This is a genomic window from Fictibacillus fluitans (genome assembly GCF_030418125.1).
In the GTDB taxonomy this organism is placed as follows: Bacteria; Bacillota; Bacilli; order Bacillales; family Fictibacillaceae; genus Fictibacillus_C; species Fictibacillus_C fluitans.
The window spans coordinates 331,489-357,509 of record NZ_JAUHTR010000002.1 but is presented as its reverse complement, the minus strand read 5'-3'; the positions used below and the strand labels follow the sequence as shown (position 1 = coordinate 357,509).

Below are 26,021 nucleotides of genomic sequence, written 5' to 3'. Positions count from 1 at the left end.
AAAGTACATTCTTTTCAACCCAGCTCAATCCCTTTTTAATCCGCCCCACAAATAAAAACCCGGACTCACTTTCAACGAGTCCGGGTACTAACCATTTCATTAATTAATAAGTCACCGTGTCATCCACGCCCACCTCAGATTTCTTAGCAACAATAGGACGGACGAAGCGGATAACCGCAAGGGATGCAAAGATGGCAAGGCCCCCGGCAAGCAGGAAGGCACCTGAGAAGGTTCCAGTCTTGTCCACGATAAAGCCGGTTAATGCAGGTCCGATAATACCTGCTGTGTTGGCCAAAAAGTGCATGAAGCCGCCAACGGAACCGACATTCTGTTGATCGACCACGTCCTGAACAATTGCCCAGTAGATGGCACCCGTCAGATACAGGAAGAACACAGAGAGCGCTACCAATGTTACTGCGCTTACAGTTGTGCTAACCAGTCCGGCAAACCCGATACATACTGCTGAAGCAAACAAGCATGAAACTAGAACGACTTTACGAGAGAACAGCACACCTTTTCGTGCGACTTTCTTGAACACATAGTCAGATACAAAACCGCCGGCAGCGAGGCCGATAAATCCTAAGATCCAAGGAATGACGGTAATGACGCTCATCGATTTTACACTCAGACCGCGTTCTTCCACCAGATAGCTTGGGAACCATGTGAGGAAGAAGAAAAGAATATAGTTGTAAGCAAAGAAAGCAAAAGCAGTAAAGAGCACCGTTTTTTGTTTCAGGTAGAACGTTAGCGGAATTTTCTCCTTAGGAGCCACTTCCGCTTTCATGGCAGGCGCATCACCCATCGGCTTGGCAGGCTTGTCTTTAACAAACTTGAACCAGCAGACCGCCCATATTAATCCGATAATCATGATCAATACGAAGGAAACCTTCCAGCTGAAGGCGATTGCAATCATACCTACGATCGGCCCTGAGATGGCGCCTCCAAGCGGTGTTCCGCTGTTCGTTAATCCAATGGCGGAAGCGCGCTGGGTCGGCGGGAACCAGTTATTGACCATCTTGTTGATGGTGGCCGAAAGCGGGCCTTCTCCCATTCCGAACAGGATGCGGATGATCATCAAGCTGACGAATCCGAAAGCAAGCGCAACCGCGCCGCTAAACAGAGACCAGACAATCATGGCGACAAACAGGGTCAGTTTTGCGCCATAGCGGTCAGACGCCATTCCACCCAAAAAGTTAAAAATCGCATAACCTACTGAGAAACTACTAAATATCAGACCCATCTGTGTGGCAGACAGTGTCAGGTCATCCTGAATGAATGGTGCTGCAATGGATAATGCTGAACGGTCCAAATAATTTATGACTCCGGCTAAAAATAATAAGATAATAACTGGAAGCCTGTCTTTTGTAAACATGGTAAAACCCTCCCCTATACTGTGCGAATCTTCTGATTGTTAAATGCGAACCGGGGGATAAACCGGTTTATTTACTAGCCCCTTTTATCCTGAATGTCTTGAAATAAGTGCCGGCTCATAACGGTACATCCATTGTTCTGCCTGCTCACTGTTTTTAATCTGCTTATAAAGGATCGTTCCGGCCTGCTTCGCCATTTCCACGGCTGGCTGGGCAATCGTTGTGACCGGCGGTGTAAAAAAGCTGGCAAAGGAAACGTCGTCAATTCCAATAACGGCTGCATCCTCCGGGATTCTGATATCCTTTTCCTTCATGAACTTCAATACCTCAACAAGAACGATGTCATTCCCTGCCAAAATCGCTTGCGGCGGTTCGGGTAAAGAAAACAGTTCCGAGAGCACTTCTGAAATCTGGTCAGCATCTGCTGTTTTGATGTACTCCTCCCGAATGGGAAGATTTTGATTTTCCATCGCTTTCTTGTACCCTTCAATCCGTTCCACCCTCGGGCTGATGTTGCGGATAATCGATGTTGTTACGATGGCAATCCTGTCTAAACCTTGCTCAACAAAACGGTCCACTGCCAGTTTGGCCGCAGCATGGTTATCGAGCATGACCGTCGATATCTCCAGGTCCTCGATCGTCCGGTCCATAAAAACGATTGGAAAACGATCCTGCTTCATCTTTTCGTACAGCGCAAGGTTTTCACCCGTCGGAAAAATGATAATGCCGTCCACCTGCTTGGCACGCAGCATTTCAATATACTTCTTTTCCTTGACCGGCTCATCGTCTGCATTGCAGACAATGATGTGGAAGCCCTGTTCGTGAAAATAGTCCTCGATCGCCCGGATCACCTGTGTGGAAAAGGTGTGCAGGATGTTCGCGACCACCACGCCCACCGTAAAGGTTGATTTCTGCTTCAGGCTGCGGGCTACGAAATTGGGCTGGTAATTGAGCTCCTGTATGGTCGCCTCGATTTTTTGTTTTGTTTTTTCACTCATATAATCAAAGCGCTGGTTTAAAAATTGAGAAACCGTGCTTTTTGAAACATTGGCATGCTTAGCCACGTCGGCTATCGTAATGGTTTTCATTGTCATCCCCGTCTAATTCGTCATATTTCACTAGTATAAGCAAACTGTAAGCGCTTTACAATCAGCTGGAGAAAACAGCATATCCGGTCAGACGCCGGAATATGCCATAAATCCTCCATCAACAGGGACGGTAATGCCTGTGACGAATCCTGAATACGAGTCATCCGCTAGCCAGAGCAGCGTGCCGAGCAGGTCTTCCGGTTTCCCGAATCGCTTCATCGGTGTGCCTGTAAGGATTTTTTTCGAGCGGTCCGTATGACTGCCATCTTCCTTAAGAAGCAGGTCACGGTTCTGTTTGGTTAAAAAGAATCCTGGCGCAATCGCATTGATCCGGAGACCGGTTTCGGCAAAGTGAACCGCCATCCACATCGTAAAGTTGTTAATGGAAGCTTTTGCGGCGCTGTAGGCCGGAACCTTGGTCATCGGAGAATAGGCACTCATGGACGAAATGTTGATGATCGTACCCGAATCTGATTTCAGAAGCTCTTTGCCGAACACCTGGGAGGCAAGGAACGAGCCGGTAAAATTAGTCGCAAACACGCGCGAAAATCCGTTTTCATCCATATCAAAAAAGGATTTTCCCTGTCCTTCTTCTTCATAAATTTCCACGTCCGTAATGGCATCGGGATGATTGCCCCCCGCCCCATTGATCAGCAGATCGACGGAACCAAACTGGTTCAGAACTTCTTCTTTTGCTTTCTCCAGCGACTCACGGTTCAGCACATCCGCAGAAACCGCAAGTGCCGTTCCGCCTGCCTGGACAATTTCATCCACCACTTCTTTGCCCTTTTCGGCCGTGCGGTTCAGCACAGCGACTTTGACGCCATGGCGGGCAAGCTCCCGCGCCATCTCGGAACAGAGCACACCGCTTCCGCCAGTGATTACTGCTGTTTTGCCATTGAGATTTTCATGTACCGGGATCATACGTTCACCTCTTTTTTGGCTGCAGCGACATAGGCGTCCCAAAGGCCGTTCAAGTACATGATTCCAAGTGCGCGGTCGTACAGGCCATAGCCCGGACGGCATTGCTCACCCCAGATATGGCGGCCATGATCCGGTCGGACATATCCTGTGTAATCCTGTTTATGCAGTTCTTCCACCACACCCTGGACATTGATGGATCCATCTTTTGTCAGGTGGGACGTTTCCACGAAATCGCCGTTATCATAGATTTTCACATTTCGGATGTGTGAAAACGGAGCGATGCTTGCATATTTTTTCGCAACCTCCACCATATCATTGGCAGGATTGGCGCCCATGGAGCCTGTGCACATCGTAATACCGTTTGCCGGGGAATCGGAAATCGCCCGCAAGCGTTCATAGCTTTCTGCTCCTGTAATGATGCGCGGCAATCCGAAAATGGACCATGGCGGATCATCCGGATGGATGGCCATTTGGATTCCATGTGCCTCGGCTACCGGCAAAATTTCATCCAGGAAAATCTTCAGGTTGTCCCAAAGCTTTTCTTCATCAATTTCTTTATAGGCTTCAAAAAGCTCTTTGATCTTTGCCATCTTTTCAGGCTCCCAGCCCGGAAGCGTAAGGTCTGATGCTTCTGCCACCGTTCGGATCAGCTCTTGTGGATCAAGGCTTTCAACCTTTGCTTTTTCAAAAAACAAAGCCGTGGAACCATCCTCAAGCGGTCGGTACATGTCGGTCCGTGTCCAGTCAAAGATCGGCATAAAGTTATAACAGATCACCTTTACGCCAAGTTCGGAAAGGTTGCGGATCGTTTGTTTGTAGTTTTCAATATAGCGATCGCGTTCACTGTTTCCTAGTTTAATAGATTCATGGACGTTCACACTTTCCACAACATCCGTATGAAAGCCGTGGCTCTGAATGTACTCTACTTCTTCTTTGATCTCTTCCTTTTCCCATACTTCACCTACAGGCTTTTGGTGAAGAGCCCAGACAATTCCCTTCACGTTAGGAATCTGCTTGATATGCTCCATCGTTACGGTATCATTGCCGCGCCCGTACCATCGAAACGTGATATTCATGTTACACCTCCGAATGTTGATTCATTTTCGCGATATACTCTCTGCTTAACGATACCGCTTCATCGTATCCGCCCTTTTTGAAGGCTTTGGTCAAATCACTGCCCACCCCGACAGCCACAGCGCCGGCACCCAGCCAGTCGTTCATGTTCTTTAGTGAAATCCCGCCAGTCGGCATGATGCGGACGTTTGGCAGCGGGCCGTTGACGGATTTAATAAATGAAGGATCAAACGTGTTGGCCGGGAACAGCTTCAGCACATCACATCCCGCTTCAAGGGCGAGTGCCATATCGGAAATGTTCATGCAGCCAGGCAAGTACGGAACACTGTATCGGTTGCAAAGGGTTGCGATCTCTTTTACAAAGTGGGAGCTTACGATAAACTTGGCTCCGGATAAAATGGCGTGCCTCGCCGTTTCAGGATCCATTACCGAACCTGCACCGAGCAGCACATCCATATGGCGCAATTCTTTAAACACTTCCTCCACTTCCGGAGTGGTATAGGTCAGCTCAATGGCGGTAATTCCGCCTTCAATCGCTGCTTTTGACACCTGAATGGCTTCATGGCTGTTTTGTCCGCGGACAACGGCAACCACTTTCGTTTCCAACAATTGCTGATAAACCGAATACTTTGGCAGCATGCCTTTTCCTCCTTTAATCAAATGTAATAATGGCCTTGCGGACCTGATCCGGATGCTCTTCAACAAACCGGAAGGCTTCTTGTACTTCGTCTACCGAAAAGGTATGGGTCACAAGCCCGTCATGCGTAAGCTTGCCTTCATTCAATAATTCTACGACTCTGGGAAACTGGTTAGTCTGGAGTCTGGAACCGGTGATCGTTACTTCCTTTTTCGTAATCGGAAGCTGGGAGATTCCCGCCTCCTTTTCATCAAAGCCAAGAACGACCACATTTCCTGCCGGGCAGACCGCGTCAACGGATAATTTGAATGTCGATGGGAGGCAAACTGCATCGATTACGACATTCGCTCCCTCATTGTCCGTCCACTCCTGAACTCTCGCCAGCGCATCCTCATGCTGGACATTGACCGTTACATCCGCACCGTTTTCTTTCGCAAACGCCAGCCGTTCTTCATTCAGGTCGGTGACCATAACGGAAGCTCCCTGCAGCTTTGCCATTTTTAAAATACAAATTCCAATCGGCCCTGCTCCCTGAATGAGAACCGTGTCGCCCCCTTCCACCTCGCCTCTCCAAACCGCCTGCGCGCCAATGGTGTAAGGCTCGGCCATCACTGTTTCCTCCCAGGGCAATTCTACGGAAACCGAATGCAGCTGTTTTTCGGGCAGCACCAGGTATTCCCGCATGCCTCCATCCTCATGAACGCCGAAAACCGATAGTGACAAGCAAACATTGGGCCGGCCTTTGCGGCATGCATAGCATGTTCCGCAATACGAAATCGGCTCAACGACTACATGGTCCCCAGGCTGAAGATGCTTAACTGCCGAGCCCACTTTTTCCACCTGTCCGGTCACTTCGTGGCCAATGACACGCGGCAGTGTAGCGAGGGGGTTTGTGCCATGATAAATGTGCATATCCGATCCGCAGATTCCTACCCGCTTTACTTTGACCAGCACATCGCTATCGTTTACGATGACCGGCTTTTCCATTTCCTCTGTGACGAGGTCATGCGCTTTTCGTACTTGAACCGCTTTCATTTTACTCACCTGCTTTTCAAAAATTCATACACTGGCTGTGCAATCGTAATCCCGTTCTGAAGGTTTCTCTCCTCGTGAAGCTGCTCTATCTCTCCTGGTACATATACCCGGTCAAAGCCTGGTGCAGGCGGTACCTGCCGCAGCTCCTCCATCATGGCATCCATTTGTTCCAGAAATCTGTCTCTGTCTGTAAAAAACGATGGATTACGCTTTTGGTTGTTGCCATAACTCTTCCGCCCTAACGTTCTACTACTGCTTCCTGGTTTACAAAAGACAACACTTCTTCAAGGAGCGGCAGCCCCTCATTATCACCGGAGACCGTTGTCACCAGTGCACCAACGGCGTTTGCGAACTCAAGCCGTTTTTCCGGTTCAAATTCATGAAGGAAGCTGTACAGGTACCCAGCGTCAAAGCCGTCTCCCGCACCAACTGTATCAACCGGCGTAACCGAAAATGCTTCCTTTCGCACCCATTGTCCATCCATGTATAGGGCCGATCCTTCACCGCCGTCTTTGATGACCAGCTGGCTGATCGAATAGCGCTGTGCGAAATCTGCGAGTGCTTTATCATCATCCGTACCAATGATGCTTTTGATTTCATCCCGCCCGGTTAACAGGATATCCACATAAGGGAACACATCATGATAGGCGGCCCGTGCGTCCTCAATGCTCCACAGCTTCAGGCGGATATTGGGATCGAAGGAAACCAGGATGCCTTTTTCTTTGGCAATGGAAAGGACACGATGGACGATATCCAGATTTTTGCGGTCGATTGCCATGAACACACCGGTGAGGTGAACGATATGAATGTCCTTGAACATCTCCTCTGTGATGTCTTCCGGTTCCATCGTCAGTACCGGTGAATTGTACCGGTAGTAAAACGTTTTGCCGGATCCGTCTTCACGGATTTCTTTTATGTTAAGAGAAGTGGGATGGCCTTCAACATACTCCACATCGGTCATGTCAACGCCTTCGCCCTTGGCAAAATTGTAAATGACGCGGCCGAACTCATCTTTTCCGAGGCGGCTGATCCATTTGGAGCGGAGATCAAGCCTTGCGCAGCCGATCGCGAAATTCAGTTCCGCTCCTCCTACTTTTCGTTCAAAATTGGCAACAAAGCGCAGCGGCCCAGTTGTTGCAGGGTTCAGCGTAATCATTGCGTCTCCCATCGTTAAAATCCCAAACTGTTCTGGCACATTTATACCCCTTTCTTTAGGTTGCTCAATGCTATGTCGTTCTTGGAAGTGGTTGATTTACGTTTCAGGCTGCTCGCTTTCCGTGGGCGGGCGCTGAGCCTGGCCGGCGTAAACGCCTACTTCCTCGCCGCAAGCTCCTGCGGGGTCTCAGCTGTCCCGCTTTTTCCACTGGAGTCTCGCACCTTGCACTCCAATCAACTTATCGGTGAAGAAAAAATGCTCCGATTGCAAAAATCTATTAGAAAATGTAAGGGCTGTTTCATAGATAACAAAACTAAATCGGTTTGGTAAACCGGTTTAGTCACATGGTATATGAAAACCCTTACAAACGCAAGACAAAAAAACTGTTAATTTTAAAAAATCTGTTTAAAATTCGACAATGGCTTTAATGACCTTGGATTCAGGCTTGAGCCAGCCATCAAAATCAGTGATCATTTCATCCAGGTTCGAGCGGTGGGTAATGTATGGCTTTAGATCAACTTCCCCGTTTTTTACCGTATTCAGGACGTTTTCAAAATCCTCCCGGGTGGCATTCCGGCTTCCCATCAGGGTCAGTTCCTTTTTATGAAAATCAGGGTCTGAAAAGGTGAGGTCACTTTTCACCAATCCCACATAGACGAGGGTTCCGCCATGCGCCGCATAATCGAACGCGCTCATCATGGAACGTGCATTGCCGGTTGCATCAAGGACAACGGTCGGAAGTTCGCCGTCTGTCAGCTCAAGCAGTTTTTCGACTGGCTGATCTGCCGCATTTACAATAGCATCAACATTCGCCCACTTTTGGCAAAAGTTTAACCGTTCGGCATCAAGATCCATCGCAATGACCCGCGCACCTTCTGCTTTGGCAAACGCCATAACGCCAAGACCGATCGGCCCTGCACCGATGACGAGGACATTCTCGCCTTTTCTCAGCCGCGAGCGTCTTACCGCATGCGCGCCAATGCTTAATGGCTCAATCATGGCTGCCTCATCCAGGCTCAATCCGTCCGTTTTAATCAAATGGTCAACAGGAACAGCCATCCATTCTCTCATTCCGCCGTCCGCATGGACACCAAGCACCTTCATATCTGTGCAGCAGTTGGTTTTGCCGTTTCTGCAGGCCACACATTTGCCGCACTCCAGGTAAGGAATAATGCTTACCTGATCGCCCACTTCATAGCCAAATGGATTGGCGCCTACAGATTCAATTACACCCGAAAGCTCATGTCCAAGGATGCGCGGATAGGTAAAATACGGCTGGTTCCCGCTGAACGCGTGCAGATCCGTGCCGCAGATGCCGACACGGCGGATTCTGAGCAATGCCTCGCCCTCCTTGGGCACGGGCTTTTCCACCTCAATTTGTTTAAATGCATTAGGTTCTTCACAAATGATTCCTTTCATAGCTGACCGACTCCTTTCTATTAATTAAAGTGTTACACCTGATTTAAAGATGGATATTTCCCTAAAGTCATTTTTTTCGTTATTGACTTGTTCACCGCTCGCCACTTTAATGACATAGCGAAGAAAATCCTTTGTTACTTCTTCGCTGGAAATATCGTCATGAAGCAATTTTCCTGCGTTGTAATCAATCCAGTGCGGCTTGTTTTCAAACAGTTGGGTATTGGTTGAGACCTTCATCGTTGGCACAAAGGTTCCAAACGGTGTTCCGCGACCGGTGGTGAAAAGGACCATATGACATCCTGCGGCAGCCAGAGCCGTTGAAGCAATAAGGTCATTGCCCGGTGCGCTGAGCAGGTTTAACCCATTGGTTTTTAACACTTCGCCATACTTCAGCACGTCCACAACCGTTGATGTACCGGCTTTTTGGGTGCAGCCAAGCGATTTGTCCTCCAATGTTGTAATCCCGCCTGCCTTATTGCCCGGAGATGGATTCTCGTACACCGGCTGATCATGCTGAAGAAAGTAGTCTTTAAAATCATTCACCAGATGCTCAATCTTGTGAAAGACTTCTTTGTCCTGCGCCCGCTCCATCAATAGCTTTTCAGCACCAAACATTTCTGGTACCTCGGTTAAAACGGTCGTTCCTCCCTGAGAAATAAGGTAGTCTGAAAATCGTCCAAGAAGCGGATTGGCTGTAATGCCGGAAAAACCGTCCGATCCGCCGCACTTCAAGCCGATCTTCAATTCTGAAACCGGAACCTCTTCACGCCTGTCATCCTGGGCAGCAGCATAAATTTCTTTAACGAGCTCTACTCCGGCTTCAATTTCATCGGATACTTCCTGTGACACCAGGAACTTGATCCGATTTTCGTTAATCAACCCGAGCGATTCTTTAAAGGCCGGCAGTTCATTATTTTCGCAGCCGAGGCCAAGCACAAGGACTCCTCCGGCGTTTGGATGGTTCACCGCGTCAATCAGAATCTGCCTTGTGTTTTCATGGTCGTCTCCCAGCTGGGAGCAGCCATAGCTGTGCTTGAGTACAAGCACATTGTCAAAAGGCGCAATGTCCCCGACTTCCTTTTCAAAGCGTTTGATAATTTTTTCGGCGATACCGTTAACGCAACCAACCGTTGGAACAATCCAGAGCTCGTTGCGGATGCCCACTTTGCCGTTTTCCCGGCGGTAGCCTTGAAACGTGAGGTTTTCTTCGCGATAAGAGAGTTCTGCTTTCTTCGGATGGTACTCATAGTCCTCGGTTCCTGACAGGTTGGTTTTCGTGTTGTGGGTATGCACCCACTCCCCGGCTTCCACCGCTTCCGTCACATGGCCGATGGGGTAGCCGTATTTGATCACATCGCTGTTGACAGAAAGATCGGTAAGCGCCACCTTATGCCCGCGGCCCACATCGCTCTTTAAAATCACTTCTTTTCCTCCAGCCGACAGCACCTCTCCCTCTTTCAAATCACGGAGAGCCAAAATGACATTATCGTTTTCATGGATTTGCAGATAGTCCTTCATGATACCGCTCCTTTATTTGGTAAAGGCAGCATTCACTTCAAGAAGTGCAGCCTTAATCCCTTTATCTTCAATGACTTTCAAATGCTCGGCGACCGTTGTGGTCAGCCCGGTAATGGACGAAAGATCTCTTCCCCACCACTGCTCTTTGGAGAGGATATTCTGGACGAAAGCAGTCAGCTGCCATTCCTTGCTGTCGACTTTCTGCCAAAGCTTCTTAAACTCTTCTATGATTTCAGGACTGTCATCCAGCGGAATGTCTTCCTCTCCTCTTTTTCCTTTGTAAAAGTACAGTAGAGCGCTGAGCGCAAACGTGAGGCGCTGTGGCAGCTGCTGCTTCCTCGTTACGTAATCCACCAGTGACGGAACATTTCGGGCATTGAATTTCGAAATCGCATTCAGTGCGAGCGAGCTTAGGAAATGGTGAATATACGGATTTCTAAAACGCTCCAGAACGTCCTGGGCATATGCCTTCATTTCTTCCTCGCTGTACTTCATTCCCGGGATGATTTCTTCAGCAATCAGCTCTTTAATGAATGCTCCGGTGACCTCATCATTCACCGACTGTGACACCGTATCCAATCCGTATAAATAGCACACAGGAAGCATCGCCGTATGCGATCCGTTTAATATCCGGACCTTTCGTTCACGGTAGGCGGTGAGGTCATCCACAATGAAGCTGTTTAAGCCCGCTTTTTCAAATGGAAGCTCATCCTTCAGCCCTTCCGGCCCCTCAATTACTAAAAGGTAATATTGCTCAGACACGACCATCAGTTCATCACGGTATCCGAGCGCCGCTTCTTTTTCTTCACCGGAGTCCTTGGGATATCCCGGTACAATGCGGTCTACTAAACTCGAACAAAAGGTGTTGGCCTCATTGAGCCATTCCACAAATGCCGGTTCAAGTTTCCAGTGCTCTGCATACTGCAGCACGACTTTCTTCAGCTCCAGCCCGTTGTTTTCGATCAATTCGCACGGAATCAACACACAGCCCTTGGATAAATCCCCGCTGAACGTTTGAAACCGGTGATAAAGAAAAGCGGTCAATTTCGCCGGAAACCCTTCCTGCGGACGATCTTCCAATCTCGCATTCTCGTTAAAGCGTATCCCCGCTTCTGTTGTGTTTGAGATGACAAACCGCAGATCTTCGCTTTCCGACAGCTTCAGGTAGTGATCATAGTCCTGATCCAGGTTAATGCCGCGGCTGATGGAGTCTACCACAAGGTGTTCATTGACTTCCTGCCCCTCTTTGATCCCTTGAAGATAAAGGGTAAAAAGGCCCTCCTGACGGTTCAGACGCTCAATCTTGCCGGATCCTCTCGGCTGGACCACGACAACGCTTCCGTTAAAGCCTGCTTTTTCGTTCAGCTCCTGAATCTGCCAGTCCGCAAACGCTCTCAAAAAGTTGCCTTCTCCAAATTGCAGCACCTTCTCGGGATAGCGGTTCGCAGTACCTGCAATGCTTCGGTTTAATGTTTCCAATCCAATCCCCTCCTGTTGTCTATTTTTGCACACGTGAACAATATATTTTGAAAAAAAGGCCCGTTTAGGTTTAAACGGGCGTTAATTTAGCGTTTTCACATGTTGCCTTGAAAGTGGTTAATTTCCGTTCCAGGCTGCTCGCTTTCCTAGGGCGGGCGCTGAGCCTGGCCGGCGTAATCGCCTACTTCCTCGTCGCTTGGTCTTGGGGTTCGGCGAAACGCCTTCCTTACCGGCGTAAACGCCTCCTTAGTCTCATCTGTCCCGCTTTTCCCTCAGGACAAGGAACGCTTCGGCAGCGATAGATCGCACGAAGAAAATGTGATATTCATTTTCGAGGAGTCTCGCACCTTGCACTCCAATTAACTTGTCAGTGAAGACACTATGCATAAATGTACTAAAAAGGAGCCTACCTTTTTTCCTCTTTCAGATCCTTCACCGAGTCCCTGATAATCAAGGATGTGTTTTCGTACAGCTTGACGCTCTGTGCAGGGGCCTTGCTGATGGCGAACAAAAGCCGCTTTGCCCCTTCGATACTGATTTTTTCAACTGGGCGTTTTACGGTTGTAAGCCTTGGTGTTGTGTACTGGGCGAACCCAATGTCATCAAAACCGACGATGGACACATCATCCGGAACCTTCAGGCCCCTGGCAAAAACGGCATTCATCGCTCCAATGGCCATATCATCATTCGAGCAGAACACAGCTGTAGGAGGGCGATTCAGGTCCAGCAATTGATTCATGGCGGTGTAGCCGCTCTGCATGTCGTAATGGCCTTCCACCTGATACTCCTTATGAATCAAAAGCCCGTTTTCAATGAGGGCAGCCATATATCCGTCCTTGCGGGCCTGGGCGGATTTGAATCCTTTTTTCCCTTCAATTAAAGCGATGTCCTTGTGCCCTTTGGCGATTAAGTGTTCGACCGCCTGCCGGGCTCCGACCTCGTCATTGGAGAGCAGGTTGATCAAGCCTTGTTCCTGTATCTCCCGGTTAAGGACAACAAGAGGGATCTTCTTCTGCATCACATGATAGATGAAGGTATTATCGACTTCACTCTGGCTCATTAAAATGATGCCATCAAACCTCATATTATTAATGGAAGAAAAATTATCGTAATCATCGATTCCCCGCACGAACAGGTTAAATTCCTGCCCGATCACACTGTTTACCCCTTTGATGGTATCCGCCAGGAAGATCGGTGATGTTCCGTTTGAAATGCTGGTGAAAAAGAGGCCGATCGTATGCGACTTCTGCATCACCAGGTTCTTGGCGTTGTAGTTGGGCGTGTAGTTAAGCTGGGAAGCGATTTCAAGAATCCTCCGCTTGGTGGGTTCCTTAATGTAAGGACTATTGTTAAGCGCTCTTGATACCGTTGTATGAGAAACATTAGCCAGTTTAGCAATATCTTTTATCGTTACCATACTTGTTTCATCCTTTTGCCATAGTCCTTAATCTGCAATCTTTGTTTATAGTTTAACACGGAGGCTCCCTCAGCTAAACCTGCATGTGCCCCGTTTTCAAAAAACTTTAACTTCTTTGATGAAGTTCAGTGACAATACGGGCATGCTGCTTGTCTGTGAGCTTATACATAAATCCAACAATAATCATGGCGAGTGTCAGGGCAAGCGCAGGATACAGGAGTAAAAGCGCCTTGATCCCAATTAGGGCACCGGCGGTCTGCGCTACGTTCGGCACATAGCCGACTAGCCCGAGGCCAATTCCGGAAAGGAAGCCGGATAATGACTGAGCCAGTTTGCGCGAAAAGTTAAACAGTGAATAGGTTGTTGCTTCTTTACGCTCGCCAGACTTCCACTCGCCGTAATCGATAATGTCAGAGACTAGCGCCCACGTGATGCCATTTGGAATACTGATTCCGATAAAGGCAATACTGGCAAGAATCGTAAAAATGTACACATTGGACGGAACCAGGAAGTTGATCAGGTCGGCTGCGACACTGATTCCAAAACCGATCATCGCCGTTTGTTTTTTTCCAAAAATCCTTACAAGCTTGGGCAGGAACACCACGCCAAGGAAAGAGGAACCAATAATGATAAAGTTCATGTATGCCATGAGTTCCACGTTACCAAGGTTATACTGGGCAAAATACACAAGCATGGCTGACTTGATGTTGTAGGCGGAGATCGAAAAGATTGTCATTAGTACAAGTGTCAGCAATGGCTTGTTTTGCACAAACGTCTTGATGACAGACTTGAACGTCAGCTTTTCTTTTGGTGCCTCTTTTACCACAACACGTTCCTTGCAATTTCGGTAGCATACATAAAACCAGATAACTCCGATGACCGCAAACAGCCCCATTACGATCGGGTAGCCGACTTTTGGGTTGTTAAATTTCACCAGGATCGGCATGACAGCGACACTTGTGATGAACAAGGCGCCAAGAGAACCGATCTGGCGGAAGGTCGCAATCGACGTCCGGTCATCGGCATTCTGTGTCATTGCTGCACCTAGTGAACCGTACGGTATGTTAACAAAAGAGTAGCCCAGTCCCCACAACATATAGGTCGCATACGCGTAGATCAGTTTTCCGGTAGTTGACAGGTTCGGAGACAGGAAAATCAAGATGGTTAACAGCGCAAGAACCATGCTTCCGATCAAAAGGTAAGGACGGAATTTGCCGCGGCTACCGATGTTCTTCCGGTAATCGATGGAAGAACCGACGATCGGGTCCGTAATCGCAGCGAACAGCTTACTGACCAAAAAGATGGTGCCCGCCAATGCTGCCGGGATGCCTGCCACATCAGTAAAGAACTTTAATAAATAAATTTGGCCCAGGTCAAACATGAAGCCGTTGCCAAAATCACCAAAACCGTATGATACTTTTTCCTTTAGGGACAGCCTTTTCTCTGCCTCTATTGGTACGACTTTTTTTGCCAGCTCTGCACTCATTTCGCACCTCTATGATATTATTTGAACTTGCCTTTTTTGTACGATATACTTCTAGTCTAAAGTTTTTTTAAGAGATTCCCGCTCAGCATATTGTTGGCCCTCTATGCTGAGCAGGGGATCTTTTTTTGTTTATACGTTTACTTCGCTCTCTTGAAACTGAAAATATTCCTTCGCATTGTTGTACGAGATGCCCTGCACGATGCTGCCCAGCAGCTCGATATCCTCCGGCACTTCCCCGTCTTCCACCCATTCACCGATCAAGTTGCAGACAATTCTTCGGAAATATTCATGGCGGGTATAGGAAAGGAAACTTCTGGAGTCGGTAAGCATTCCAATAAACCGGCTGAACAAGCCCACATTCGACAGCGCTTTCATCTGAGCGAGCATTCCGTCCTTCGTATCATTGAACCACCATGCCGTACCGTGCTGAATCTTTCCTGGCGTTACACCATCCTGGAAACTATTAATCATGCTTGCAATTACATAGTTATCATTCGGATTCAAGGAATAAAGAATGGTTTTCGGCAGCTTGTTGTTGGTGTCGAGCGAGTCGAGCAACTGAACAAGCGGCTTTGCAATTCCTTCATCGTTCATGGAATCAAAACCGGTATCCGGCCCGATTGTTTTAAACATTCTGCTGCTGTTGTTGCGCAGTGCATTAATATGGAATTGCATGGCCCAATCCAGCTCTGCATACAACTCTCCCAAAAAGCGAAGCGTATACGTTTTGTATTTGGTTTCGTCCTGAAGGGATACGGTATCTCCGGAAAGACGCTTCGCAAAAATCTCCTCCACTTCCTCTTTGCTTGCTTGTTCAAAGCCCATGGAATCGATGGCATGGTCGGAAACGCGTCCGCCAAGGGAGTGGAAGAAACGAACTCTGGATTCAAGTGCTTCGAGAAATTCATCGTAATTTCCGATGCTGCGGTCAGCAGATTCTGCAAGTTTTTCCACCCATGGAAGATACGTATCTCTATTCATCTCAAGTCCTTTGTCCGGACGGAACCCTGGCAGCACGCTTACCGGAAAGTTGGATTCATCTTTCAAAAGTGCGTGATACTCAAGGGAATCTGTCGGGTCATCGGTTGTGCAGATCACTTTTACATTGGATTTCACAATCAAGTCTCTTGCGCCAAAGGATCCATTGCCCAGCAGCTCATTGGTTTTCTCCCAGATTTGCGGTGCGCTTTTTTCATTAAGAATGTCATAGATTCCAAAGAAGCGCTGAAGCTCAAGGTGTGTCCAGTTGTACAATGGGTTGCCGATCGCCATCGGAACGGTTCTGGACCAGGCAAGAAACTTCTCATAGTCCGGTGCATCTCCGGTTACGTATTCTTCCAAAATGCCGTTTTCTCTCATGACGCGCCACTTGTAATGGTCGCCGGAAAGCCAGGCATCCGTGATATTTTTAAAGGTTTTGTTTTCATAGATTTCCTTAGGACTCAAATGACAGTGATAATCGATAATCGGCATTTCACGTGCATAATCGTGATACAACGTAACAGCAACATCGTTTTTGAGCAAAAAATTCTCATCCATAAACTTTGCCATCATTCCACCAACTTTCCTAATTTTCTAAAATGTTAACGCTAACAATACAGTGTTCAGAAAAGCGGTTTTCTTCATGAGAATGGATCTCTAAAAAACCGCTTACAAAATACCGTTGATGTTCACGTTAACAATTTTCCTCGTGGTTTATTGTACAACTTCACTTTTCCAAACACAATACCTATTTAAAAATTTTCCGATATTTCTGTCTGCGGCTTTTTCCTTTGCAGGACTTTACGAACCACCTGATACACCGCCAGCAAGCCCGCCAATTCACCGATGGATGCGGCAATCGCTCCGGCCCTGCCATTCAAATCAGGCAGATAATAGACCAATGGCACAATAAGGACGCAAACGGTAATAATGTTCAGAACCTGAGGCTTCAGCATGCTCCGAGTACTTTTTTGCAGCATAAGGATGCCACCCAGAAAATCCACCCACGGAAAAACGAGCGTTTTAATAATAAAGTATTTCAACACACTTAAGCATTCCTGACCGAGTGCCTCGTTGGTGCCCATAATATGGCTCATGAACCAAAGCCCCGCCGGTGTAAAACAAAGCACACAAAGAAGCAGTGAAGGCACAAGGCTGAAGACGATGACACATTCAATCACCGTGCTTCTGTTATTTTTGAAGAACTGCAGCACGAGCTGATGTGTATACATGAAAAAGCTCAAAACAAGATTGGTGATGCTGAAGGCCAGCGCAAACGAAGCAATTCCCATGTGGACATTTTCGATTTTCCCGAGAAACGCATAGATAATCGGGATGATGATGGTCTGAAAGGACAGGTAGAAAACGAGCGGCGTATAAAATGAATAAATTTCTTTTTTCTTTAGCTCAGGCTCTTCTATCTCTCCCTGTTCGGCCAGGATGGAACGGCCTCTCCACACACTGAACCCGCATTCGATGACCATTCCCGTCAAGAAAATGAGCGCACCCGCCGAACTGGATTTCACGAGATCAAAATGAACAAGGCTGAATGAGATGATCAGCATGCCTGCCAGACGGAAAATAACCCCCGCGGTAATCCACTTTGTTTCATAGTGATTGATGATGATTCCCTGGTAGAGGCAGCGCATCCCGGAGAAAAGAATCACAAGGGCAATGATTCTGAAGCTGGAAAAGAGCTGATTCAGCGAGGCAGGATCGGCATCAAACAGCGTGAGAAAAATCCAGTTGCCAAGCGGTGTAAATCCAATCAGGGCACAAACGAGAAAAATGGCAATTGTCACCCTCACAAACACAGAGAACAACACCTGAAATGATGCTTGGCCTTTGACCAGCGCCGAACACGTTTGCCTGAAAACAAGAACCGGGCGTTCAATAATGCCAAACAGGGACAGTGCAATCGCGTAATTGGCAATGATGATTTCCGCATGGTCGGCACGGCCCAGTGTCCCGTTGATGATGACATGGGTAATGGACGTCAGGCTGGCCGAGAACCCCAGCGGGATAAAAAAAGCGAGCATCCTCATCAATGAAAAATTGGGATTTACCTTATCCAAGTCTTTGGACTCCCTCCTCTCTTATTCACCTACGCTATACCCAAATTCACACTATTTCAACTTTTTAAACTCGGCAGGTGTATACTTTATCGAATTTCCGTTTCCAGGAACTAACTTATACGCGAATTTGCTGTGTTTATCCGCGAACAGGCTGATTTATCGTTTACAAAATTAACTCACTCTCAAATCAACTTCATTTATTCTCAAATTCGGCTCACTTTTTCTCAAAAACGCATGTTTTACTCTCAAACCGCAAAAAAAGGCCCTCTCTAAGGGCCCTTTTCGTGCGGATCGTTTTCTAGGTCTGGGGTCAGGAGTTTTTGTCGTGGTTGTGAAAGTCGAGAACAGCGATTACAAACATTCCAAAGCTGATCATGAGCGAGATGACTTCAAATGTGTTCATCAGCATCGTCCTCCTTTATCTTCATTGTCCCCGGGACCAAACTTGTCCTATACGCGAAATTAGAAAATTTTTATTAAAAAGAAAAAAGGCCCTCATCAGGCCTTTTCCTTACTTCCTTTTCATGATCGCCATGGTGCAGCGGGACACGCATACCAATTTTCCCTCTTCATCGGTAATTTTAATGTCCCAGACCATGGAGGTTCTGCCCTTATGTAACGGGGTTGCCGTTGCGGTCACAACTCCATCCTTTTTGCCGCGGAGATGGTTGGCGTTGATCTCCATTCCGACAGCCATTTCGGTGGTTTCATCAATAAAATGAAAGGTTCCGATGCTGGCGATGGTTTCCGCCAGTGCGACGGATGCGCCGCCGTGCAAAAGTCCAAACGGCTGGTGTGTGGCAGAGTTAACCGGCATGGTCGCAACCGCCTTTTCATCGGAAAGTTCAACAATCTCGATGCCCAGCGCACCAAGCATCGTGTCTTTCAAATCTTTCATTTCCAACTTCACTCATCCCCTCTCTATTCCTATATCTTCAGCATACCTCTCGGAAACGAGAAAAGGAAGAAATCGCTTTCAATCCAGTTAGTTTTTTATTAAACAACTGTTTAATCACGAATTACTTCGTTATAGCTCTCATATAAGGTGGTTAACACCATTTAACTGGATTTTGATCAAAAAAAATCTTATCAATCTGCATTTTTAATGTTAACTTTAAAATATATATAGTTTACATTAAAGATTAAAGGGGAGACTTGTTATGGATCAATCCACGCGTTTGCGCATGACCATCATCTGCGCTTTGTTTGTGGCGATGACAGCCATTTTGGCGCAAATTGAAATTCCGCTTCCGCTTGTTCCCATCAGCGGACAGACGCTCGCCGTCGGAATCACGGCTACCATATTGGGAAGCCGTCTTGGGGCACTGGCTATGATCGGCTATATGGCCGTTGGGGCAGCAGGTGTACCGGTTTTTGCCGAAGCGAAAAGCGGATTAAGCGTCATTATTGGGCCTACCGGAGGCTACATTATCGGTTTTATTTTTGCCGCATATATTACCGGACTCATTCTTGAAAAGACATCTTTTACCCTGAAAAACGCCATGCTGGCCAACACAGTCGGTATGGTGGTTACCCTGTTATTCGGTGTCATCCAGCTCAAATTTTCGGTTGACCTCAGCTGGGCAAAAGCGCTCGCAGCCGGTGCCTATCCGTTTATCATAGTCGGGCTGATCAAGGCTTTTCTTGCCAGCTGGATCGGCATTACCGTTCGGTCCAGGTTGGAAAAGGCTCGGCTGCTGCCAAACACGGGGATAAAGAAGGCAGTATAATAAACAAGAGAAAAACCGTGAAGGTCAACTCCTTCCCGGTTTTTGGTTTGTATTGCTCCCACTACCTATCTAATTTTTGCAGTTCATTCACCGTTACAAACCGGTACCCCTTTTTACTCAATGCATCCAGCGTTTTCTCCACTGACATCAGCTCATTCCCTGTTTTATCATACATCGGATGAAACAAAATAATGGAACCTGGCTTCACATTTTTCACCACATAATTCACCTTGTCCTCCACCGAGGTGTAATAGGTATCCGGCTCAAGGTTCCAAGTGATGGTGTCCATGTGAAATTTATTTGCATAGTACGGCAATCCGATGAGCTTTTTGCCGTTCGGCGGTCGGAGATCAATCTGCCCCTTGTAGCCGGCCTGACGAATCAAAGCATTTGTCTTTTTCAGTTCCTGCTTGATAAAGGAAGGCGATTTAAAGATCATTCGTTTGTGGGAATACGTATGGTTGCCGATCTGATGGCCAGCCTTGACCAGCTTCTTTCCTTCTGCCATATTCTTCTGCAGCTCATTTCCAATGAGAAAAAAGGTTCCTTTTGCATCGTACTTTTTAAGAACAGGAAGAAGAGCATCCACATGATCCGTTGGTCCGTCATCAAACGTGACTGCAACCACCTTTTCCTTCGTTTCCACATGACTTATCAAACCGCCAAACACCTGAAAATTCCGGGCATTCATGAGTTTATATGTACCCACTAATACAAGAAATAAGACGAGTAATATGGCTAGGGTTAAAACTATTCTTTTTTTCATGATACCTCCAAACTAAAGAGATTGATTTAATTAAAAAGTAAAAAGGTCTTTACTTCCTTTTCGCTTAATAATATCATGGTACAATATGACTATTTTTGTTGAATTTTGTAATTTACAATAAATATAAAAATGGGGGAAAAAGATGGGATTAACTAAAACTTTTGGGGAAAAAGTAAACAATACACCTGTACTAACAAACGGTTATTGTACATTTAACGGGACCAAAAGTATAAACGATCGGAAGAAGAAACTAAACAAAAAGTACTATGTTTACAATCAAGAATCTGGAAAGGTTGTTGAACTTGCTGAACATGAGCCATTGACAGTATTACAAAGTATGAATTTACGAAGTATACGTACAAAACAAGGCAATGCAATCCAAGAGAAAATTATATTTTATGTAGATTCAAAGCGAAAACTTGCTTTTGTTAAAACAAGGCAAAAGCAATTTGGAAAATATATAGATAAGATTGAAAAAACCCCTGCACTTCGCGGAACTGTCCTCTTAGTTTTGTTCCACTTCTTATTTTTTGGCATAATGCGATTTCAGAACTACTCATTTAGACAAACTTTTTTATCCTTTGGTTATGATAAAAGCGTCAATGTAAAACTGAATTTTATTTTCCCTAAAACAATTAGAGAGAAATTTGCATTTAAAACTGGAAAAATTACTATGCTTTTTCATGCTTATTGGTGTTGGATTCCAGTAAAAATGCTATATCAACACTACTTAGAAACAAGTTCAATTAATATCCCTGTCTACATCAAGCTTGAGCATGAGGAGCACAGCTATTGGTATAATTTAAAATCTGCATCAAAACATAACTATGATAAAAAGCATTATTTATATAATACATTGTCATGTCGGCTAAGAAAAATGAATAGTGAATTATTTGTAAGGAAATCAATAACTGGCCAATACGTTATCGTTGTAACCAGTATACTGAGCAAATGGATAGCTATTAAAGAACTATTTGCATTTTTACTCCATTTAATAATATCTAATAAAGAAAAATACGACATTTATTTTGAAAAATTTAGCATGGGTGCCTCAGAATCTGCTTTTGAGCTTTTTAAGTATGCGTATAATAAAGGTGATGTCTGCCTATATATCCTGGATAAAGATCATGTAAAATTTCAAGAGTTAAAGAAAAAGTATGGTAAGAGTGTTGTGGCAAAAAATAGTTTTCTTGCTTTTTTATATATTTTCTTAGCTAGAAGCTTTCTATCTTCTGATTTAGTCAGCCATATTCAAAGAAGATTATATGACAATGACTACCTTGTAAAGAGAAAGGTTCTTAATACAAACAAAAAAATAATGCTTCAACATGGTCCGTGTATGGCGACCAATATTTTTGAAAGAGGCTACTTTAACCGAAAAGTACCGATTGCTCCAGATTATATGCTGGTTAATTCTAAGTTTGAAAAAGACTTATTTTTAAAGAATACTTCTTATACGGAAAAAGAAATTATGGTAACGGGGCTTCCAAACCTCGACCTTTATGTACAAGAACAAAACAATCAAAAGAAAGAAGTTACCTTTATGCTAACCTGGAGACCTTGGGATCTTACCGGAAGTATTGAAGCTGGCAGCTACTTGGATCGTTATTTATCTTTTATTGAATTAATACGTAAAGAACCATTCTATCTGGATAAGAAAGTTAATGTAGTTCTTCATCCCAAATCAAAAATTATTTTGCAGGAGCAGTTCCCTGACATTTACAAGAAATATGAACCCTACTTTTTTGTAGGGGATATTAAGGATGCTCTATTGAGTAGTAAGGTCGTTATTTCAGACTATTCCTCAATCACCTTTTATGCATATGCAGGAGGGAGCAATGTCATTTTTTATTGGGAAGACAAGGAGTTGGCTGAAAAAGAATATGGTTCACCAAATACTCTTCAGAAAAATATCGTATTTGGAGATATAGTCGAAGAATTTAATGAGTTAAATTCAAAAATTATAGAAAACTATGCTCGACCGCAATTATCTTTTCATAAAGCTCAATTTGCTAAATTAATGGAATGTACAGATGGGCAAAATACAAAAAACACCTACGACTTTATCCATAAGAATATTTTTAATGAGCTATCTTCGCCAAACGATATAGAATTGTCTTCTGAACAATCGTTTTCAGCATAAGTTTGAGCAAAAACTGCCAAACTACGGTTTTTTTTCATAGTAAGCAGGAGGGAAAAACAATAAGTTTTTCCCTCCTGCTTTTTCAATATTATTTTGAAAGTATCCTATATAAACGCCTGCTACTTCAGTAGATTTTAAACAAAGTAAATTATTGCCGGAAACCGACACGCAGGTCATAATAAGCATCCTCTGCATCTTCTTTTGCATACAAAGCTGGCTGTACATGCTGAAAAATATGCATGCAAAAATAGGCGGCTAAAAAGAATCCAATAAAAAGACCTTGTTTTGGAAATTTCTTATCAGGCGCAATCCATTCATTCCTGTAAAGCACAACATAAAAAAAGGTGAGCACAACCACTGTTGCCCAGGTAAAGACCTCTGTTTCTTCTGAAATGGCTTTGTCTAATCCCTTTTCAAAGTCTTGTAGAAATTCTCGATTTTTTTCTGTTTCTTCATAGGTCCGGCTTTTTACCTTACCCATAGATAGCGTCCATTCTGTGGGCCGGTCACTTTTGATAAAGACCTTCTGCTGATAAGACATATCACTCCAATAATCCTGCCTTTGAAATACCATCACTTCTTTTGATTCACGATAAGTCGAATGTGCTGAATCAAGAAAGAAGTATAGAGCTCCGAAGCAAACTGCGACTGTTACTAGAAGCACAAGAAAACGCCCGCTCACATGAACACCTCATTTATTTATTTTTCCAGCTCTAAAAACACCTTTTCGGCGCGTTCACTTGCTCTGGCTGCATCTTGCACAATTCCTATCATCAGACCTATTAGGAAAATAGGTAAAAAACACAGTAGAATCTTTACCAAGTAAGGATTTTTTTTGGTGAAGCGTCTGTGGTTAATGAGCAGCACGCTTGTTACCACCGCCCAATACCCAAGGAGTAAATAGAAAAGTGATTCGCTGTCCCCCGCCTCATTAACCGCATCCCAAGCTTCTGAATCCTTGTGACTCGTACCAGCATCTTTCTTGCTTTCAGAAAGGTGGATCACCCCATACTTGGTGCCCAATGTCCATTCCTTTGTATCATCCTGTGAATCAAAAATCTCCTTATAGTGTAATTGGTGCCAGTGATCCCACCATCTGGAGACTTTCGTGCCGTTAACCTCTTCTTCAGTACTCATTGCAGTAAAGGAATAAACCACTACACAAATCATGGCGGCTATACCGCCTATTATCGACAATACGAGTCGCACCATCACCAGTCTCCTTTACTCCCATAACCATATCGAAAGTTTTTATTATTTTCTTGCATGTTCTGCCGCAGCCTCCGTAATATCCTCAGCTCTCGAACTCATGTTATTCCAGTTCAGGCTTCCAATGTAAAAGGTGGCCAGTAATGCAAAGCCTATTGCCCCTTTTATGAGCTGCATAGATTGGGGTTTTATCGATTTCCGGTACATAAAAGCTATTAACCCCCCAGCAGCACAGATCGCAGCCACAATATGAATTGCGGCTTCCAAATAACCTGTATGCTCGACATGGGTTTTAAAACGGTTAAGATATCTAATCGTTGCTGCCTTTTCTTCGGTATTAGCGTAACCATTTTCCGTTACCATGTGCCACTTGTGGGGTTTCCCTTTCCTCTCTGTTATTCGGTAGGATACCTGTCTCCAAAGATCCGATCCCTTCACTACCTGTTTTCCATTTGAATTCTTATATGTACTTGGCTGTACACCTGCAAAAGAAAAATAGGCAACACCGAGAACAAAAGCAATAGCAGCGACCAACACGACCGTCCGGACCACAGCTTCACCTCTTTCATGCTTTTGTATTGCCAATTCCCTAAATATATGAACTAAAACCATTTTATGTAAAATATTGTTTTGAACAGCTTCGGGCATCAAACGTAAACGCAAACAAAAAAGTGACATGCGAAACCATCGCATGTCACTTTTATTTTTTTTATCTGAACAGGTTGGTCTTGGCCAAATCGACCAGCTCGTCTCCTTTTCCGTTCAGCACGGTTTTGAGCATCCACATGGTAAAGCCGTGTGCCTGCTCGAATTCGATTTTTGGCGGAAGGGCGAGCTCCTGGCGGTTGACCACCACATCAAGCAGCACCGGACCGTTATGATTAAACGATTGTTTAACCGCGTCCTCCAGGTCACCCGGATCCTCCACACGAATGCCTTTAATGCCCATCCCCTCAGCAATGGAGGCATAATTGAATTCACCGAGCGAGGTTCCAGTCTCCAGGTAGCCGGCCGCCTTCATCTCCAATTCCACAAAGCTTAATGACGTATTGTTGAAAACAACCACTTTGACCGGCAGCTGATGAACCTTCAGGGTGAGAAGATCGCCCATAAGCATGGCCAGTCCGCCGTCACCTGATAAGGAAATGACCTGTGCATCTCTTCTTGACACCTGGGCTCCAATGGCTTGCGGCAGCGCATTGGCCATCGTTCCATGGTTGAATGACCCCAGCAGGCGGCGCCCCTCACTCATCTGCAGGTAACGGGCGGCCCATAATGTCGGCGTTCCCACATCACATGTGAAAATGGCGTTTTCCGAAGCATAGTCACTGACGACCTTGGTTAAGTATTGAGGATGAACCGGTCCTTTTCCTTTTTTACCTGTCGCCATCTTGTCGAGATCCTTGCGTACCTTGGCATAGTCTTTCACATACTTGTCCAAATGGCCGGTATCTTTTTTAACCTTCAATAATGGAAGCAGTGCATCTATCGTATGTTTTACGTCGCCAACCACCCCATAGCTGAGGGCAGCTCTGCGTCCCAGGTGTTCACCCCGGATGTCGATCTGCAGAATATCCGCTTTCTCAGGGAAGAATTGCCGGTACGGGAAGTCGGTTCCAAGCATGAGCAGCACGTCGCAGTCCATCATGGCGTGATAGCCTGAGGCATATCCGATAAGCCCTGTCAGGCCGACCGAATACGGATTATCGTACTCAAGATGCTCCTTCCCTCTGAGCGCGATGACCATTGGGGATTTGAGCGCATCACACAAGGCCATGGCTTCCGTATGTGCGCCTGCACAGCCGGCACCGGCGAGAATAGTCACTTTTTTCCCTTTATTTAAATAGCCCGCCAGCTTATCAAGCTCTTCATCGGATGGGCGCACAACTGGCTTGGTCACATGAATGACCTGCGGAGGAACTGTTTCCTCGTCATGTAGAGAAGCCACATCACCTGGCAAAATGATGACGGATACCCCTGCCTGTCCAATGGCGTGCTGCATGGCCATCGTTACCATGCGCGGCATCTGTTCAGGACGTGTCAGCACCTCGCAGTAATGGCTGCAATCACGGAACAGCAATTCAGGACGGGTTTGCTGAAAGTATTGTCCGCCAAGCTCGTTGCTTGGAATATGGGCCGCAATGGCAAGGACCGGGATCCGGTTTCGGTGGCAATCATAAAGACCGTTAATCAAATGCAGGTTACCCGGACCGCTGCTGCCTGCACATACCGCAATACTGTTGCTCAGCATGGCATCAGATCCTGCTGCAAAAGCGGCAACTTCCTCATGCCGTACGGAAATCCATTCAATTTTTCCGGATCGGCGGATAGAGTCCAGCACAGCGTTCAGCGAATCTCCCACAATTCCGTAAATCCGTTCAATACCAGCACTTCTCAATGACTCGACCAGCAGATCTGCAACTGTTCTCTTCATAAGCACTCTCCTTTTTGAATACTGCCTCACATTGTGCAAATACTTCCATATTATCCCTTGGGCGGCAGAGAATATGCGGT

Annotated in this window: 23 protein-coding genes and 1 pseudogene; 2 read left to right on the top strand and 22 right to left on the bottom strand. The window is 46.0% G+C overall.

The window, feature by feature from the left end; translation table 11 throughout:
- Positions 1–103: 103 nt before the first annotated feature.
- The 17 genes and pseudogenes from QYB97_RS06855 to QYB97_RS06775 form a co-directional block, all read right to left on the bottom strand.
- Entirely contained in the window at positions 104–1,372 is a 1,269-nt protein-coding gene (locus QYB97_RS06855; protein WP_301165231.1) for an MFS transporter, read from the bottom strand.
- A gap of 84 nt (positions 1,373–1,456) precedes the next feature.
- Complete coding sequence (locus QYB97_RS06850) at positions 1,457–2,458, bottom strand: LacI family DNA-binding transcriptional regulator (protein ID WP_301165230.1); 1,002 nt, start codon at positions 2,456–2,458, stop codon at positions 1,457–1,459.
- Positions 2,459–2,545: 87 nt separating this feature from the next.
- Entirely contained in the window at positions 2,546–3,382 is an 837-nt protein-coding gene (locus QYB97_RS06845; RefSeq protein ID WP_301165229.1) for an SDR family oxidoreductase, read from the bottom strand.
- Positions 3,379–4,458: a mannonate dehydratase gene (gene uxuA / locus QYB97_RS06840; RefSeq protein ID WP_301165228.1), complete on the bottom strand. Its 1,080-nt coding sequence runs from the start codon at positions 4,456–4,458 to the stop codon at positions 3,379–3,381. Before uxuA ends, QYB97_RS06845 begins: the two co-directional genes overlap by 4 nt.
- Before the next feature lies 1 nt (position 4,459).
- Complete coding sequence (locus QYB97_RS06835) at positions 4,460–5,095, bottom strand: bifunctional 2-keto-4-hydroxyglutarate aldolase/2-keto-3-deoxy-6-phosphogluconate aldolase (protein ID WP_301165227.1); 636 nt, start codon at positions 5,093–5,095, stop codon at positions 4,460–4,462.
- Between the two features lie 13 nt (positions 5,096–5,108).
- The gene (locus QYB97_RS06830) at positions 5,109–6,128 is read right to left on the bottom strand and encodes a zinc-binding alcohol dehydrogenase family protein (RefSeq protein ID WP_301165226.1); all 1,020 of its coding nucleotides are present in this window, start codon (positions 6,126–6,128) and stop codon (positions 5,109–5,111) included.
- Between the two features lie 5 nt (positions 6,129–6,133).
- Positions 6,134–6,334: pseudogene (locus tag QYB97_RS06825) on the bottom strand (Ldh family oxidoreductase); the annotation flags it as partial.
- Positions 6,335–6,366: 32 nt separating this feature from the next.
- A complete protein-coding gene (locus QYB97_RS06820) occupies positions 6,367–7,296 on the bottom strand; it encodes a sugar kinase (RefSeq protein WP_425589775.1) in 930 nt (309 codons plus the stop codon).
- Between the two features lie 393 nt (positions 7,297–7,689).
- A complete protein-coding gene (locus QYB97_RS06815; RefSeq protein ID WP_301165224.1) occupies positions 7,690–8,703 on the bottom strand; it encodes a zinc-binding alcohol dehydrogenase family protein in 1,014 nt (337 codons plus the stop codon).
- A gap of 24 nt (positions 8,704–8,727) precedes the next feature.
- A complete protein-coding gene (locus QYB97_RS06810; RefSeq protein ID WP_301165223.1) occupies positions 8,728–10,221 on the bottom strand; it encodes a UxaA family hydrolase in 1,494 nt (497 codons plus the stop codon).
- A 12-nt stretch (positions 10,222–10,233) separates the two neighbouring features.
- Positions 10,234–11,700, bottom strand: a complete 1,467-nt coding sequence (locus QYB97_RS06805; RefSeq protein ID WP_301165222.1) for a tagaturonate reductase — start codon at positions 11,698–11,700, stop codon at positions 10,234–10,236.
- A gap of 406 nt (positions 11,701–12,106) precedes the next feature.
- Positions 12,107–13,117 carry a LacI family DNA-binding transcriptional regulator gene (locus QYB97_RS06800; RefSeq protein ID WP_301165221.1) on the bottom strand — a complete coding sequence of 337 codons (1,011 nt, stop codon included), beginning with the start codon at positions 13,115–13,117 and terminating at the stop codon, positions 12,107–12,109.
- Positions 13,118–13,223: 106 nt separating this feature from the next.
- Entirely contained in the window at positions 13,224–14,603 is a 1,380-nt protein-coding gene (locus QYB97_RS06795) for an MFS transporter (protein ID WP_301165220.1), read from the bottom strand.
- A gap of 129 nt (positions 14,604–14,732) precedes the next feature.
- Positions 14,733–16,154 (bottom strand): glucuronate isomerase, encoded by a 1,422-nt coding sequence (gene uxaC, locus QYB97_RS06790; RefSeq protein WP_301165311.1) that lies wholly within the window; start codon positions 16,152–16,154, stop codon positions 14,733–14,735.
- A 182-nt stretch (positions 16,155–16,336) separates the two neighbouring features.
- Complete coding sequence (locus tag QYB97_RS06785) at positions 16,337–17,659, bottom strand: multi antimicrobial extrusion protein MatE (protein ID WP_301165219.1); 1,323 nt, start codon at positions 17,657–17,659, stop codon at positions 16,337–16,339.
- 310 nt (positions 17,660–17,969) lie between these two features.
- Complete coding sequence (locus tag QYB97_RS06780; protein WP_301165218.1) at positions 17,970–18,062, bottom strand: putative holin-like toxin; 93 nt, start codon at positions 18,060–18,062, stop codon at positions 17,970–17,972.
- 108 nt (positions 18,063–18,170) lie between these two features.
- The gene (locus QYB97_RS06775) at positions 18,171–18,557 is read right to left on the bottom strand and encodes a hotdog fold thioesterase (RefSeq protein ID WP_425589774.1); all 387 of its coding nucleotides are present in this window, start codon (positions 18,555–18,557) and stop codon (positions 18,171–18,173) included.
- A 262-nt stretch (positions 18,558–18,819) separates the two neighbouring features.
- Here QYB97_RS06775 and QYB97_RS06770 point away from each other — a divergent pair, with 262 nt between their 5' ends.
- Complete coding sequence (locus QYB97_RS06770; protein WP_301165217.1) at positions 18,820–19,389, top strand: biotin transporter BioY; 570 nt, start codon at positions 18,820–18,822, stop codon at positions 19,387–19,389.
- Positions 19,390–19,450: 61 nt separating this feature from the next.
- Here the strand turns inward: QYB97_RS06770 and QYB97_RS06765 are convergent, their stop codons facing one another.
- Positions 19,451–20,155, bottom strand: a complete 705-nt coding sequence (locus tag QYB97_RS06765; RefSeq protein ID WP_301165216.1) for a polysaccharide deacetylase family protein — start codon at positions 20,153–20,155, stop codon at positions 19,451–19,453.
- A 142-nt stretch (positions 20,156–20,297) separates the two neighbouring features.
- Between QYB97_RS06765 and QYB97_RS06760 the strand changes: the two genes are divergently transcribed.
- Positions 20,298–22,298 carry a CDP-glycerol glycerophosphotransferase family protein gene (locus tag QYB97_RS06760; RefSeq protein ID WP_301165215.1) on the top strand — a complete coding sequence of 667 codons (2,001 nt, stop codon included), beginning with the start codon at positions 20,298–20,300 and terminating at the stop codon, positions 22,296–22,298.
- Between the two features lie 148 nt (positions 22,299–22,446).
- On the opposite strand, the gene QYB97_RS06755 is transcribed toward QYB97_RS06760, so the two are convergent.
- From QYB97_RS06755 to poxB, 4 genes are read right to left on the bottom strand one after another with little or no spacing between them, the layout of a single operon-like run.
- Positions 22,447–22,980, bottom strand: a complete 534-nt coding sequence (locus tag QYB97_RS06755; protein ID WP_301165214.1) for a hypothetical protein — start codon at positions 22,978–22,980, stop codon at positions 22,447–22,449.
- Positions 22,981–22,997: 17 nt separating this feature from the next.
- Complete coding sequence (locus tag QYB97_RS06750; RefSeq protein ID WP_301165213.1) at positions 22,998–23,510, bottom strand: hypothetical protein; 513 nt, start codon at positions 23,508–23,510, stop codon at positions 22,998–23,000.
- 42 nt (positions 23,511–23,552) lie between these two features.
- Positions 23,553–24,185 carry a hypothetical protein gene (locus tag QYB97_RS06745; protein WP_301165212.1) on the bottom strand — a complete coding sequence of 211 codons (633 nt, stop codon included), beginning with the start codon at positions 24,183–24,185 and terminating at the stop codon, positions 23,553–23,555.
- 31 nt (positions 24,186–24,216) lie between these two features.
- Entirely contained in the window at positions 24,217–25,941 is a 1,725-nt protein-coding gene (gene poxB / locus QYB97_RS06740) for a ubiquinone-dependent pyruvate dehydrogenase (protein ID WP_301165211.1), read from the bottom strand.
- Between the last annotated feature and the right edge of the window lie 80 nt (positions 25,942–26,021).

What these genes read in the sequence shown, in the direction of transcription:
- QYB97_RS06815 (WP_301165224.1), bottom strand. Translation starts at nt 8,703, where the DNA reads ATGAAAGGAATCATTTGTGAAGAACCTAATGCATTTAAACAAATTGAG.
- QYB97_RS06780 (WP_301165218.1), bottom strand. Translation starts at nt 18,062, where the DNA reads ATGAACACATTTGAAGTCATCTCGCTCATGATCAGCTTTGGAATGTTT.
- poxB (WP_301165211.1), bottom strand. Translation starts at nt 25,941, where the DNA reads ATGAAGAGAACAGTTGCAGATCTGCTGGTCGAGTCATTGAGAAGTGCT.
- QYB97_RS06830 (WP_301165226.1), bottom strand. Translation starts at nt 6,128, where the DNA reads ATGAAAGCGGTTCAAGTACGAAAAGCGCATGACCTCGTCACAGAGGAA.
- QYB97_RS06775 (WP_425589774.1), bottom strand. Translation starts at nt 18,557, where the DNA reads ATGAAAGATTTGAAAGACACGATGCTTGGTGCGCTGGGCATCGAGATT.
- QYB97_RS06770 (WP_301165217.1), top strand. Translation starts at nt 18,820, where the DNA reads ATGGATCAATCCACGCGTTTGCGCATGACCATCATCTGCGCTTTGTTT.
- QYB97_RS06765 (WP_301165216.1), bottom strand. Translation starts at nt 20,155, where the DNA reads ATGAAAAAAAGAATAGTTTTAACCCTAGCCATATTACTCGTCTTATTT.
- uxuA (WP_301165228.1), bottom strand. Translation starts at nt 4,458, where the DNA reads ATGAATATCACGTTTCGATGGTACGGGCGCGGCAATGATACCGTAACG.
- QYB97_RS06800 (WP_301165221.1), bottom strand. Translation starts at nt 13,117, where the DNA reads ATGGTAACGATAAAAGATATTGCTAAACTGGCTAATGTTTCTCATACA.
- QYB97_RS06845 (WP_301165229.1), bottom strand. Translation starts at nt 3,382, where the DNA reads ATGATCCCGGTACATGAAAATCTCAATGGCAAAACAGCAGTAATCACT.
- uxaC (WP_301165311.1), bottom strand. Translation starts at nt 16,154, where the DNA reads ATGGCAAAGTTTATGGATGAGAATTTTTTGCTCAAAAACGATGTTGCT.
- QYB97_RS06795 (WP_301165220.1), bottom strand. Translation starts at nt 14,603, where the DNA reads ATGAGTGCAGAGCTGGCAAAAAAAGTCGTACCAATAGAGGCAGAGAAA.
- QYB97_RS06810 (WP_301165223.1), bottom strand. Translation starts at nt 10,221, where the DNA reads ATGAAGGACTATCTGCAAATCCATGAAAACGATAATGTCATTTTGGCT.
- QYB97_RS06750 (WP_301165213.1), bottom strand. Translation starts at nt 23,510, where the DNA reads ATGGTGCGACTCGTATTGTCGATAATAGGCGGTATAGCCGCCATGATT.
- QYB97_RS06760 (WP_301165215.1), top strand. Translation starts at nt 20,298, where the DNA reads ATGGGATTAACTAAAACTTTTGGGGAAAAAGTAAACAATACACCTGTA.
- QYB97_RS06850 (WP_301165230.1), bottom strand. Translation starts at nt 2,458, where the DNA reads ATGAAAACCATTACGATAGCCGACGTGGCTAAGCATGCCAATGTTTCA.
- QYB97_RS06835 (WP_301165227.1), bottom strand. Translation starts at nt 5,095, where the DNA reads ATGCTGCCAAAGTATTCGGTTTATCAGCAATTGTTGGAAACGAAAGTG.
- QYB97_RS06820 (WP_425589775.1), bottom strand. Translation starts at nt 7,296, where the DNA reads ATGGGAGACGCAATGATTACGCTGAACCCTGCAACAACTGGGCCGCTG.
- QYB97_RS06855 (WP_301165231.1), bottom strand. Translation starts at nt 1,372, where the DNA reads ATGTTTACAAAAGACAGGCTTCCAGTTATTATCTTATTATTTTTAGCC.
- QYB97_RS06745 (WP_301165212.1), bottom strand. Translation starts at nt 24,185, where the DNA reads ATGTCACTTTTTTGTTTGCGTTTACGTTTGATGCCCGAAGCTGTTCAA.